The sequence below is a fragment of the Bacillus salacetis genome (genome assembly GCF_049177075.1).
Taxonomy (GTDB): Bacteria; Bacillota; Bacilli; order Bacillales; family Bacillaceae_B; genus Rossellomorea; species Rossellomorea salacetis_A.
Map to the genome: position 1 here is coordinate 392,908 of NZ_CP185377.1, position 12,463 is coordinate 405,370.

Genomic DNA, 12,463 nt, shown 5'->3' on the forward strand with positions numbered 1-12,463 from the left:
GGATGCAGCTTGGGATATGATGTTTTTTCTTCAAATAGCATGAAAAGAGTGTTGAAGTATGAAGTGGAAGAGAGTCGCAGCAGTGCTTGCAGCAGGAATTCTGCTCCTTATCGCATTGGTCCCATTCAAAGAGTGCGTTGTCATGGAATCTCTCAAAAGTGAAGGGAAGAACGTTTTGGCGCCGCTGCCTTCGGGAAAAGAAAGTGAGTTCTCCATCCTCTATACGCATTCCATCCACCTTTCGGATGTGCTGGAAGTCTATAAGGCGGACGAAGATATGAATATTGTCCAAACAACCTTGATTTACGAAGATACAGCGATCGGGATGCCCGGGGATGCCACAGGGGAAGAAGTCTTTGGAAGAACAGAAGACGGCAAGTATAAGATCAGCAATATGAACCGGACTTTTCCGTATATTGATATTTCCATCGGACAAGTAGCGGCAAATCACCGTTTCATATACAATGAAAAAGTATATCGGCTTGCAGACTATTTCGAAAAAGGGACACTCATCCGGATGAGTGTGCAAAAACAATCATTATTTCAACTTTGGAAAGGAGTGATCCTCAATGGATAAACAAAACTTCGAGTCACTGACCGCTGAAGAGCAGCAAGAGCTGTTGGAAAAATATGATCCCGATTCCTCCACGAGGAAATTTAAGTCAGGAATCGTCAAGTGGATCGTATTCTTTGGATTACTGGCATTTTCAGTTTTCCAGCTGGTAGCCTCTATCTTTCAATTCATTCCAAGACAGCTGCTTCTATCCATTCACTTAGGATTTGCACTATCATTAATCTTCTTATTATTCCCTGCCAGCAAAACAAGATCACGTAAAGACAAAGTCGCTTGGTATGATATTATCCTCGCGCTGTTGTCCATCGTCGTAGGAAGCTACTGGCCGATCATGCAGGAGGATATCGTCAGCAGGATCGGGATCATGACAACCGCGGATTTCACGGTTGGGATCATTGCGGTCATCCTGGTTCTTGAGGCAACCCGCCGCGCGGTCGGACTGCCGATCACCATTATCGCCGGTGCCTTCCTGTTGTACATGTACTACGGAAGGATCATGCCTGGATTCCTTGCTCACCGGGGATATGATATTGATGCCATCGTCAAAACAATGTTTTTTACAAGTGAAGGAATTCTCGGTACACCATTGTATGTATCAGCGACCTTCATCTTCCTGTTCCTGTTGTTCGGAGCCTTCCTAGTCAAGACCGGCGTGGGCCAGTATTTCAATGATCTGGCCGTTTCCATTGCCGGTAAGAGAACAGGGGGACCTGCGAAGGTTGCGATTTTCTCCAGTGCCCTTCAAGGAACCATCAGCGGAAGCTCCGTTGCGAACGTTGTAACATCGGGTTCATTTACCATCCCGATGATGAAAAAACTCGGCTACCGTAAAGAATTTGCAGGCGGAGTCGAGGCTGCCGCTTCAACCGGTGGCCAGCTGATGCCGCCGATCATGGGTGCTGCTGCATTCCTGATGGTTGAATTCATCGGCGGGGTTTCCTATTGGGAAATAGCCAAAGCCGCCACCATTCCGGCCCTGCTTTATTTTGCAGGTATCTGGATCATGACCCATTTTGAAGCAAAGAGAATCGGCTTAAGAGGGTTAACGGACGAGGAAATGCCGAATCGAAAAGAAGTTTTCAAGAAAATCTATCTGCTGCTTCCTATTCTGGTAGTTATCGTTCTATTGTTCTCTGGAATGAGTGTCATGCGTGCCGCATTATGGTCGATCGTAGCAACGATTGCCATCAGTGCCATCCGGAAAGATACACGAATCAACTTCAAGGATGCTGTGGATGCCTTGGTTGATGGTGCGAGAACGGCCCTTTCTGTTGCCGCTGCGACGGCTGCTGCGGGTATCATTGTCGGTGTAGTAACCAAGACTGGTCTTGGACTGACCATGGCAAACGGACTTGTTGACCTTGCCGCGGACATGACCAATTCTCCGCAAGGGAAACTGTTATTGACATTATTCTTCACGATGGTGGCTTCCATCATCCTGGGAATGGGTTCACCGACAACGGCGAACTATGTTATTACATCAACAATTGCTGCACCTGCGATTATTTTACTGGGTGCACCTGAGCTTTCTGCTCACTTGTTCGTATTCTACTTTGGAATCATCGCGGATATCACGCCGCCGGTTGCTCTTGCTGCCTTTGCCGCCGCAGGGGTGTCAGGGGGAGAACCGATACGGACCGGATTCAATTCCGCCAAGCTGGCGATTGCCGCGTTCATCATTCCGTATATGTTTGTCCTGTCACCGGAACTGCTGATGATAGACACGACCATTCCATATCTGATCTGGGTCGTATTCACGGCAATCACCGGTATGATGGCCATCGGTGCTGCCATGATCGGCTACTGGTACCGCAAAGTGACAGCCATCGAGCGTATACTTTGTTTGGCAGCAGGTATCATGCTTATTTATCCTGAAGGCATGACTGATATCTTCGGATTGATCTTGTTTGGCATCATGCTTGCACTTCAGATCTTTATCAAAGGCAAAGGTGACGGAGATAAGAAGCCTGCCACTGCCTGAATTTAAAAAATAACCTCCCCTTTATCAGGCGGAGGTTATTTTTTATCTGGTTTTAATATTGTCCGCTGCAGCGGGGCCCCGCCCATGCTGACATTCCGCTCCATGAAAAGATACGGCATTCCGTCGATGACAAATCTTCCATTTCCCTCGTATTGTACTTCCCGTCCTTTACTCTCCAATTCCTGCTGTATGGCCTGGATGTATTCATTATAATCAATGTAACGTTCATCAAAATCGATGACGATATTCCCTTTTTTATATCCCATCAGCGTGTTAAAGAGAAGGAGTCCGCCGGCGAATACCAAGGCGAAAATCACGAGACTTATGATGGCATCCATCTAAATCACCCCTTTCTTATGTTTACGGATGAGTAAGGTGATTGGTTTCAAAAAAATGTCATAACTTAATCAAAAAGCCATCAACCCTAAATCGATTGATGGCTTTCAGAATGGTTTATAAAATTGTCATCGAGAAGGTAACGGGAAAACCGATCAGGAACATCCATCCGATCTGCTGCTTGTGGCGAAGGGGAAGGGAGCGGACCATCCAGGAAAGTACCTGGGCAGTGAACACAAAGAGAAAGGCCCAGAAGATCTGACCGATGACGAAAACAAATAAATAACCGATCGTGGATTCATTATCGAACAGAAGAGCATACCCAAAGCCGGCTGCCAGGACCCAGATCGTCACGACAATATGTACGTAAGGAAGCCAAAAACGCCGTGATTTCAATGTCATCAGGACACCAAGGACAACACAGGCCACTAAAATGAAATCCACCAGGGAATTCTCAACCATCACAACTCCTCCTTTTTCTTATCCTAGAAGGTATTTAGCACAACAGCCCCTCCCTAAACGTGGAGGATTCTTCCAAACTTTAACGCATTAACGCAACGGGGGACAGTCCCCCATCACGTTAATGCGCTAAAGGGGACTGTCCCTCTTAGTGCTTTAAAGGGATAAAGCGCGAGGACATTAAAAAAGGGCAGCCTGCTGCAGCTGCCCTTGAAACATCTATTCACAAAAATTTAAGGTTTCATCTATAAGACTAAATATCATATAAGATTCCAGGGTTTGAGTGTTTGAGAGATGAGTTTAAAGAGTGTTTTGATAGTGCTCCAAAAATCCTGGCGGATAGAAATATAAAGGCAGGGGACGAAGGGAAACGATAATCGCGGCGGGCATGATCAAATCGTGCTGAGCTTGTTTAAGAGAGTTATACATTCCGCGGCCGCGGACCGAGTTGGCTGAATGGATCGTGATGCGGTTGGCAAACAGCCTTTCATGAACCATGATTTGAACCAGCATGGTGCCGTTTCTTGTTTTGCTTAAAAGATCGTGATCCAATGACAGATGTTCGATGTTGTTGTTTTTCAATAGATTCAAACATTCGTCAATTGTTTCTGCAAGGATATACCCTTCAGGTGCCGTGCGAATGTCATCTAGGAAAACACTGATTTTCTCCATTCTTAATGCTCCTTCCCATAAATAGGGATGACTAAGAAAAGTCGAAAGGGCCCTAGATTTAATTATTATATTCATCGTAACATAGATTGGAGTATAATTGGGAAAAGTCTGTAATCTTAACAATTACGTAATATATTTTGGAGTTATGAAAATAACACTTAACGAAAAAGTCAGACAATAATTGTTAGTATATGATAGGGTGATAGATAGAGGGACACCCATAAACTATTAATAAAGGAGAATGCTTCATGGAAAGGCAGCAATATGTATACAAACTTAAGTTAGTAGATAAATTGACAGAAGATAAAAATTGGACAGACAAAGAAAATCAAATTGTGGGACGCCACTTTGCCTATCTGCAAAAGATGCTGAACGACAGGAAGCTGATCCTCGCAGGTAAAACTACAGGATTGGATGCCGATACGTTCGGCCTCGTCATTTTCGAAGCGGATTCTGAGGAAGAGGCACTGATGGTGATGAATGCCGACCCTGCTGTCAAAGAAGGAATCATGACAGCGGAACTGTTCCCTTATCAGGTGGCATTGATGCAGGATTTACGTCGATGAGAAAGCCAGAGAGATTGAAAAAGGGGGATACGATTGGGATTATCACTCCTTCCACACCCGCTCCTGTTTTGTTCAAGGAAAGATATGAAAGAGGGCTGAACCAACTTAAAAGCATGGGGTTCAATATCCTTGAAGGGGTGTGTTCGAATTCTTCCCAAGGCTATCGGTCGGCTACCATTCGAGACCGCGCAGCAGAAATAAATGAACTCATCCGCAACCCGGAAGTGAAAGCCATCATCAGCACCATCGGAGGGACAAACTCCAATTCCCTCCTTCCTTACCTGGACTATGAATCGTTAAAAAAGCAGCCGAAAATCATCATGGGATACAGCGATGTAACGGCAATTCTATTGGGCATTTACACCAAGACTGGAATGACCACCTTTTATGGACCGGCAATTGTGCCGTCCTTTGGTGAATACCCGGAAATGTTTCCAGAGGGAAGGGAGTACTTTGTAAATTCGGTCATGCATCAGCAGGCCATCCCATATACTCTGGAAATCCCTGCGGAATGGACAGAAGAAATGATTGATTGGAGGACCCAGGACCGGCCAAAGAAAATGGTGCCCAATCCAGGATGGAGCTCTATACAAAGAGGGAAAGTCCGCGGAAAGCTGATTGGCGGCAATTTAAACACAATGTCAGGGATTATTGCTTCTGATTTTTTCCCAGATCTAAAAGGGGCCATTCTTTTTATCGAAGATTCGTTTAAGGATATGGCCACTGAGGAACGTTCCTTGAGTATGTTGAAACTGGCTGGAGTATTTGACGATATTGCAGGGTTGATTGTGGGTAAACACGAACATTTCGATGATTGCAATGCTCCGTTCACTTTTGAAGAGCTGCTGCTTGAGGTCATGGGTGACCGTCAGATTCCGATCATGACCAATGTAGACATAGGGCATACCTTCCCATCACATGTTTTTCCTATTGGAATTGAAGCTGAATTGGATGCAGACAATGGCAGGATTACTTTTTTGGAAAATGGTATTAAATAACTTGGTATCATTGGGTTGAAAAGGAGGCAGTCACTTGAGAACAGACTATGAAAACTGGGAGCCCTTGTCTGCAGCAGAAGCCTCAAAGCTTTTTTCTCATCTGCCTGTCTTCTGGGCAATAGCCGGGGGCTGGGCGCTGGATCTGCATATCGGCAAGCAGACTAGAGAGCATGGTGACATTGATATCATCATCTGGCAAAAAGATCTCCCGAGGCTGTACGAGCACTTTTCACAAAACTGGATGCTTTATAAAGCTGGCGGAGGCAAGCTTCACGTATGGGAAGAAGGAGATCTTTCAGAGGAGATAAATAACGTATGGGTCAGCCGGACCCCGGCATCCCCTTTTGCTTTTCAAGTCCTGGTGCTGGATTTTGAAGGGGATACCTGGGTATATCGAAGACAACAAACAATCAAGAGAAGAGATATTTTATTGAAAACAAAGGAAGGGCTCCCTTATCTGCGTCCTGAGATACAACTGCTCTATAAAGGGGGTTCGTCTCATGTCCGGGAAAAGGACCATGCCGACCTGCGTGAAGTGCTTCCATTCTTGACAATCGGCGAAAAAGAATGGCTCAGAACAGCTCTATTGACACAGTTTCCCGGTGGTCATCCCTGGGCGGATTCTATTTTAAAGCAGGAATCTGAAGAGCAATCTCGAATTACTCATCAAGACAAGAAGTGAGGACTGATAAAACATGATAAGCTATCCAACATTAAAAAAAGAAGCAGTCATTGGTGTCACTGCCCCGTCGTCCGGAGTGCCGGCTGAGCTTCATGATATGTTCAGGCTTGCCATCGAGCGGATGAGTTCAAGGGGCTTCAAGGTTGTGACAGGGGAAACGGCATGGACACAGGACAAAGCCAAGTCGGCTCCAAGCAGGAAAAGGGCAGAAGAATTCAATGAGATGATGAGAAATAAGGAAATAGATATCATCATCCCTCCATGGGGAGGAGAACTGCTGATTGAAACACTTCAAGATATCGATTTTTCTTCTGTAAAAAATAAATGGCTTCTAGGCTATTCGGATACGAGCGCCTTGATGCTGGCAATCACATTGAAAACCGGCATCGCAACAGCACACGGAACGAATTTTGTTGATTTAAGAGGTGAGTATTGGGATGAAACGACAGCCAAATGGCAGTCCGTGTTATCAACTGAACCGGGCGGAACAGTCATTCAGCAATCATCTCCCAAATACCAGAAGGAGTGGAAACATGGTGAACCATCGCCTTGTGTGTTCCATCTCACCGAAGAAACCAAATGGAAGACAGTTGGCGGCACACAGGTAAAGGCGGAAGGGCGCCTGCTTGGCGGCTGTATCGATATTCTCCGTCATCTCGCCGGTACCGAGTTTGGGCAAGTGGCCGAATTCCGTGAAAAGCATATCCCGGGGGAGCCAGTCGTATGGTACCTGGAAAACTGTGATATGAATGTAACGGATTTACGCAGGTCACTGGTGCAGATGAAATATGCTGGCTGGTTTGAGAACTGCTCGGGAATCCTGTTCGGGCGAAGTGATGCCAATGCATCAGTCGGCAATTACACTATTGAAGATGTTTATCAGGATCTGGCTAACGAGCTGGGTGTACCGGTTGTCTACGATATCGACTGCGGGCATAGGCCTCCGCAGGTGACGTTCATCAATGGAGCGTATGCGGTTGTTGAAGTGGCAGATGGAAAGGGAACGGTTGAGCAGAGATTTATTTGATCGACTTAAAGACTACTCAAAAAGAAAACGCTGCCTCGTTAGAAGCAGCGTTTTTTCATGGCAATTACAGGGAGGATGGAAGCATGAATCAAAAATGGGTGAAATGGGCGCAGAAAATCCAATCGATTTCACAGTCAGGGCTGGCCTTTTCAAAGGATATATATGACATAGAGCGGTATGAAGAGCTTCAGGACTTAAGCGCCGAAATCATGGCCGAATATGCTGAAGTTGAAAAAGAGAAAATCAAAGAGCTTTTTGCCGCAGAAAAAGGTTATCAAACGCCGAAAGCGGACGTGAGGGGAGCCGTGTTTGAGAATAACAAAATCCTCCTGGTAAAAGAAAAAATCAATAACAAATGGTCCTTGCCGGGTGGATTCTGCGATGTAGGCCTGTCACCCGCAGAAAACGCGGTAAAAGAAATCAGGGAAGAATCCGGTTATGAGGTCAGGTACAAGAAGCTTCTGGCTCTTCTGGATTATCACAAGCATCCTCATCCTTCGCAGCCTTTTCATTACTATAAAATCTTCATTCAATGCGAGATCACCGGTGGAAATCCTGAAGCGGGACTGGAAACAAGCGAAACCGGGTTTTTTGGTGAAGATGAACTGCCAGATTTATCCGTCGACCGCAATACGGAATCCCAAGTCAGGCTCCTTTTTGAATTTCTGAGGAATCCGGAGAAGGAAACGGTGTGTGACTAGGACTGGCTGGTAAGAATCGTGCCAAGTTTGTACATAATCGTGCCAAATGAAAGATTATTATGCCAAATAACAAAAAATCGTTCCAAAAATAATAAGAATCGTGCCAAATACAAAATAATTGTGCCAAAGCAATTTCATTCGACAAAAACCGGGTCGTGACTGTCACGAAAAGGAGAAGATAATATGCTGGATATGTTCAGATACAATTGGCAAGTGAGGGATGACTGGTTTGAGTGGTGCCGGGAGCTGCCGGCAGAGGAATTGAGCAAAGAGAGAACCGGTGGGATGGGAAGTATACTGGCTACGCTGTTTCATGTAGCAAAGGGAGAACAGATATGGATCAACCAGATGCAGGGAACGCCGGTCCTCATCAAAGAGGGAGTGACAACCCTTGAAGAAGCAGAGGGGTTTACCGAGTTGACCAAACCAATAACAGAGCAGTTCCTTCAATCCTGGGATGAAGAAAAAGCTGGACAAACCCTCACTAAGAAACGCAGGGACGGCAGTGACTATGTCATTACCTATGAAAAAATCATCAAACATTTAATCTCGCACGAAATTCACCATATCGGCCAGCTATCCATATGGGCAAGAGAGATTGGGCGCAAACCGGTATCAAGCGACCTGATCTTTAGAGACTATTAATCTCTTAAGTTCATTCGACAAAAACCGGGTCGTGACTGTCACTATACCGGTCAAGAAAGGAGTGGACCAATTGTGAAACGTTATTTCATCCAAAATGGCACCATGCCGGTTCATATAACGGAGTGGGGCAGCCGAAACGATGAGGTGATTTTCTGTCTTCACGGTCTGGGGAGCACAAGCCTCAGCTTTATTGACGTTGCGGAAGATCTTCAAAAAGACTACCGGATCATATCGGTGGACGCCCCCGGCCATGGCAAGACACCTCCGTTTCCAAGTCAGGAGGATTACGAGATGCCGAGGATGGCTGAGTGGATGGATGATATTGTCAACATCCTCAAACTCAATGAATTCTATTTCTTATCCCATTCATGGGGAAGCTTCGTCCATCTTTTTTATCTGAAGAACTACAGTGATAGAGTAAATGGGTCCATTTTGCTAGACGGAGGTTATCAGAGTAAACGGCATTCAGGTAAAACAGTGGAAGAGGAAATGGCCTATTATGAAGAAGATTTTGAACAGACTTGGATCAACAGGGAAGATTTCATGGAACTTGTCCAGAGCGAAACACTGACATGGTCTCCATTGAAGGAACAAGCGGCGGAAGACCTGGCCTTAATAAAAGACGGAAAGTATTACTGGCATGCGAGGGGTGTCACCGGAGCAAACATCATCCGGGCGATGCACAAAGATGATATAGAAGATATTTTCGTAGACATGCCGCCGGGTATCCTTTTATTAAAAGCAACTCTGCCTGAACATCTGAAGGAAGACAGGAACAGCCAGGCTGAACGGTTTCGGCGAAAAACGAAAGCAGAAGTAAAACCGATTCCGAAGGCTACTCATCTGCTGCATTGGGACCGGCCGGAAGCTGTCGTTGAGGAAGTGAGAAATAGATGGCACAGAATAGATGGACAATTAGCTGGCAGAATTGAAAAACCTCTTAATCAAACGTTTGAATAAGTGTAAGGAGATCGTGGACTATGACAATCAGCTCCGAAAGGCTGGTATTCAGGCCTTATACAGACGAAGACTTTGAATTTCTCATGACATTATTGTCCGACCCGGAAATGGTAAAGTTCATCGGGGGCGGACAAACAAGAGATCGGCAAGGCGGAAGGGATTTTCTCTCCTGGATATACAGGACCTATGAAGCAGGCGGCGATTTGGGGCTTCAGGTGCTGGTCCGGAAAGTGGATAACATTCCAGTGGGCCACGCGGGCCTGGTACCTCAGAAGATAGAAGGGGAAGAAGAATTAGAGATCGGGTATTGGATAGCGAGGGAATGCTGGGGCTTCGGCTATGCGACGGAAGCAGCGGCAGCCCTTCTGGAGTACGGGAAGAATGAAATTGGAAGGGCAAGATTCATATCGCTGATCCAGCCGGAAAATACCGCCTCCGAAAAGGTTGCAAGGAAAATCGGCATGAAGCTGGAAAAAAGAATAATACTGGGTGAGAAGGACGTGAATGTCTTCTCCACCGAATGACAAAAGGCCCGCCGAATCACACCTGGCGGGCCTTCTCATCCTTAATAATCCGTTTCCAAAAGGATTTCTTTATCCTTGCTGTAGATGACAATTTTATAAGGGTCATCCTGTACCGCTGCTTTTGCTTCCTCGGACTGAATGAATTCATTGACGGTTTTTTCTGTTTCTGCCGCGAGGTCTTTGGCTTCACCGTCAGAAGCCGGAACTTGAAGGGTGACAAAGACGGTCATTGGTGAAGGATGGTTAGAGTAGCCGACGCCTTTGACTTTATATTCTTTTCGTCCCATGAGGCCTTCACCGATTGTGCTTATCACATTCTGCCAACGGCCGTCCTGCTCTTGTTTTTCCATGTCAATTTTGCGGAAACTGACTTCCACCTTATCCATTCCTTCATTTTGAACCAATTTGTTCACGATTTCTGCCAGTTCAGCTGTCCTTGTTTCTGTGTTGGGGATATCAAGTTCAACGGTTTTTCTATCATCGGTATACGACCCGCCTACTGAAAGGATTTCAAAATCGTATTCCTTCAATCCTTCCTGGACAACACTCAGCAACTTACTGGTCTTGAGTTCATCTTCTTCTTGTTCCGGGGTGCTTTCAAATGGTTCCTGGCGGTACACCTTGATAGTAAAAGCATCAAATCCCCGGGAGGCGAGCAGGTCTCCCACCCGTTCCTCAATTTCCCCTTTTACATCGGAGTAATATTCTTCCGAACCTGTTACAGCTACGGTGAATTCTTTCTTTGGGTTAAAGCTCATTCCCACTCCATCCACTTTATAGTCCTCTCTTAACTCTTCAGCGATAATCTGGAAGACCGGTTCCGATTCGAAAATTTGATTCAAAAAAGGGATCTTCGCAGCGACTTCCGCCATTGTCGGTGATACAAAGGCAGAGCCGATGAAAAGGCAGAAGAGTGCAGCTGCAGCACCAGCTGAGTAAGAAGATTTTTTAGCAAAACTCCATCTTTTCTTTTTCCCGCGGCGGATGGCCGAGTCGATGGCAGCATCCAGTTTTTTCTCGGGCACGGGGATTTGATCTACCTCATTTTTAAAGGATTCTTTCATTACAGACACTCCTCTCTCAGGTCGATTCTCAGTTTGTTGATGGCCCTGTGAAGGTTGGTCTTGACTGTTCCTTCAGGACATTCCAGCATCTCTGCAATCTCTTTGACCTGCAGACATTTGTAATAGCGCAGGATGATCACCGTTTTATATTTCTCCTCCAAGCGGTCAATCGCGTCCACTAAATCGAGGTTATCGGCGATGGGAAGTTCCTGGCTGCTTTCATAGCGCTCGATTTCTTCAAAAGGTATCACTTTTTTATTTTTCTTGATGAAATCGAGAGCTGTATTGATCAGGATTTTGGACAGCCAGGTTGAAAAATAGTCCGGTTCCTTTAGATTTTTAATAGAGATATACGCTTTGTAGATGGTTTCATGGACAATATCGATGGCGTCATTTTCATTTTTCACATATAGGTAAGCCATCCGGTAAAGCTTGTTCTTTTCGGCTCCGATAAGTTCCTCGAACGCTTTATCGTTGCCCCTTTTGGCTTTTTTTACTTTCGTAAGCTGCAGCATTACGGGATCCCCCTTTCTGTACAACCGTTAGACATCTGAATGCGGGAAAACGTTTCAACGAATTTTTTTATAAAAAAAGGCTATTCAGTAAGCCGTCCCGAATATAGGTTTATCACTATTTTACAATGTACAAAGAAGGAGATGCCAAATGAACCCCAACACTTTACCAGAAGTGAATTTAAGAGAATTGACCCCAGGCGACGTGGAGGACCGCTATCAATGGTGCCTTGATGTCGATGTCACCAGGCATTTGAACATGCCGAATAAATATCCTCCTTTCAGCAGAGAGGAAACGCGGCAGTGGATCGAATTGTGCATCAGCCGCAGCAACGGTTACGAGCAGATGGCCATCCAGACCGATGACGGCGTACACATTGGGTGGGTCGATATCAAAAATATAGACAATCTGAATAAGCATGGAGAGCTTGGCATTGCCATCGGAGATAAAAGATATTGGGGAAAAGGATACGGATTGGCAGCAATGAAAGCGATGCTGGAATACGGTTTTACCAGGCTTGGCCTCAATAAGATCTGGCTCCGGGTGGAAGTCGATAATAAAAAGGCAATCAAATCCTACCGCACGATGGGGTTTGTGGAAGAAGGCATCCTTCGCCAGGACCGTCTGCGTGAAGATGGATATGTGGACAGGCTGAGGATGAGCATCCTGAAGGAGGAGTTCCTGGGGGCATAACCAATTCTAATCCCTGGTCATAATAAATCGGTCATTACCTCACTGATGGTTACCCGCTAAAATGGTGT

At 45.7% G+C, this 12,463-nt stretch carries 16 protein-coding genes; 11 read left to right on the top strand and 5 right to left on the bottom strand.

Annotated features, from left to right (window positions below; translation table 11 throughout):
* Window positions 1–58 precede the first annotated feature (58 nt).
* Both ACOJQI_RS02075 and ACOJQI_RS02080 read left to right on the top strand, forming a co-directional pair.
* Window positions 59–577: a DUF1850 domain-containing protein gene (locus tag ACOJQI_RS02075; protein ID WP_421383062.1), complete on the top strand. Its 519-nt coding sequence runs from the start codon at window positions 59–61 to the stop codon at window positions 575–577.
* Window positions 570–2,555 carry a TRAP transporter permease gene (locus ACOJQI_RS02080; RefSeq protein WP_421383064.1) on the top strand — a complete coding sequence of 662 codons (1,986 nt, stop codon included), beginning with the start codon at window positions 570–572 and terminating at the stop codon, window positions 2,553–2,555. Before ACOJQI_RS02075 ends, ACOJQI_RS02080 begins: the two co-directional genes overlap by 8 nt.
* A gap of 35 nt (window positions 2,556–2,590) precedes the next feature.
* On the opposite strand, the gene ACOJQI_RS02085 is transcribed toward ACOJQI_RS02080, so the two are convergent.
* The 3 genes from ACOJQI_RS02085 to ACOJQI_RS02095 all read right to left on the bottom strand — a co-directional run bounded on the left by ACOJQI_RS02085 (window position 2,591) and on the right by ACOJQI_RS02095 (window position 4,022).
* Window positions 2,591–2,893, bottom strand: a complete 303-nt coding sequence (locus tag ACOJQI_RS02085; protein ID WP_421383066.1) for a hypothetical protein — start codon at window positions 2,891–2,893, stop codon at window positions 2,591–2,593.
* 115 nt (window positions 2,894–3,008) lie between these two features.
* Window positions 3,009–3,353: a hypothetical protein gene (locus ACOJQI_RS02090; protein WP_421383068.1), complete on the bottom strand. Its 345-nt coding sequence runs from the start codon at window positions 3,351–3,353 to the stop codon at window positions 3,009–3,011.
* A gap of 297 nt (window positions 3,354–3,650) precedes the next feature.
* Complete coding sequence (locus tag ACOJQI_RS02095; RefSeq protein ID WP_421383070.1) at window positions 3,651–4,022, bottom strand: cyclic-phosphate processing receiver domain-containing protein; 372 nt, start codon at window positions 4,020–4,022, stop codon at window positions 3,651–3,653.
* 248 nt (window positions 4,023–4,270) lie between these two features.
* Here ACOJQI_RS02095 and ACOJQI_RS02100 point away from each other — a divergent pair, with 248 nt between their 5' ends.
* From ACOJQI_RS02100 to ACOJQI_RS02135, 8 genes are all read left to right on the top strand, one after another.
* Window positions 4,271–4,588 carry a YciI family protein gene (locus ACOJQI_RS02100; RefSeq protein ID WP_421383072.1) on the top strand — a complete coding sequence of 106 codons (318 nt, stop codon included), beginning with the start codon at window positions 4,271–4,273 and terminating at the stop codon, window positions 4,586–4,588.
* The gene (locus ACOJQI_RS02105) at window positions 4,585–5,586 is read left to right on the top strand and encodes a S66 family peptidase (RefSeq protein ID WP_421383074.1); all 1,002 of its coding nucleotides are present in this window, start codon (window positions 4,585–4,587) and stop codon (window positions 5,584–5,586) included. Before ACOJQI_RS02100 ends, ACOJQI_RS02105 begins: the two co-directional genes overlap by 4 nt.
* 34 nt (window positions 5,587–5,620) lie before the next feature.
* Complete coding sequence (locus ACOJQI_RS02110; RefSeq protein WP_421383076.1) at window positions 5,621–6,268, top strand: nucleotidyltransferase domain-containing protein; 648 nt, start codon at window positions 5,621–5,623, stop codon at window positions 6,266–6,268.
* Window positions 6,269–6,281: 13 nt separating this feature from the next.
* Entirely contained in the window at window positions 6,282–7,295 is a 1,014-nt protein-coding gene (locus ACOJQI_RS02115; RefSeq protein WP_421383078.1) for a S66 family peptidase, read from the top strand.
* 83 nt (window positions 7,296–7,378) lie between these two features.
* Complete coding sequence (locus tag ACOJQI_RS02120) at window positions 7,379–7,996, top strand: NUDIX hydrolase (RefSeq protein WP_421383080.1); 618 nt, start codon at window positions 7,379–7,381, stop codon at window positions 7,994–7,996.
* Window positions 7,997–8,179: 183 nt separating this feature from the next.
* Window positions 8,180–8,641 carry a DinB family protein gene (locus ACOJQI_RS02125; protein ID WP_421383082.1) on the top strand — a complete coding sequence of 154 codons (462 nt, stop codon included), beginning with the start codon at window positions 8,180–8,182 and terminating at the stop codon, window positions 8,639–8,641.
* 72 nt (window positions 8,642–8,713) lie between these two features.
* Complete coding sequence (locus ACOJQI_RS02130; RefSeq protein WP_421383084.1) at window positions 8,714–9,601, top strand: alpha/beta fold hydrolase; 888 nt, start codon at window positions 8,714–8,716, stop codon at window positions 9,599–9,601.
* 20 nt (window positions 9,602–9,621) lie between these two features.
* Window positions 9,622–10,125, top strand: a complete 504-nt coding sequence (locus tag ACOJQI_RS02135) for a GNAT family N-acetyltransferase (RefSeq protein ID WP_421383086.1) — start codon at window positions 9,622–9,624, stop codon at window positions 10,123–10,125.
* Window positions 10,126–10,166: 41 nt separating this feature from the next.
* Here ACOJQI_RS02135 and ACOJQI_RS02140 read toward each other — a convergent pair whose 3' ends face one another.
* Both ACOJQI_RS02140 and ACOJQI_RS02145 read right to left on the bottom strand, forming a co-directional pair.
* On the bottom strand, window positions 10,167–11,189 hold the full coding sequence (locus tag ACOJQI_RS02140) for a DUF4030 domain-containing protein (protein ID WP_421383088.1): 1,023 nt from the start codon (window positions 11,187–11,189) through the stop codon (window positions 10,167–10,169).
* The gene (locus ACOJQI_RS02145; RefSeq protein ID WP_421383090.1) at window positions 11,189–11,704 is read right to left on the bottom strand and encodes a sigma-70 family RNA polymerase sigma factor; all 516 of its coding nucleotides are present in this window, start codon (window positions 11,702–11,704) and stop codon (window positions 11,189–11,191) included. The genes ACOJQI_RS02140 and ACOJQI_RS02145 overlap by 1 nt, the downstream gene beginning before the upstream one ends.
* A gap of 148 nt (window positions 11,705–11,852) precedes the next feature.
* Between ACOJQI_RS02145 and ACOJQI_RS02150 the strand changes: the two genes are divergently transcribed.
* The gene (locus ACOJQI_RS02150) at window positions 11,853–12,395 is read left to right on the top strand and encodes a GNAT family N-acetyltransferase (protein WP_421383092.1); all 543 of its coding nucleotides are present in this window, start codon (window positions 11,853–11,855) and stop codon (window positions 12,393–12,395) included.
* The last annotated feature ends 68 nt before the right edge of the window (window positions 12,396–12,463 follow it).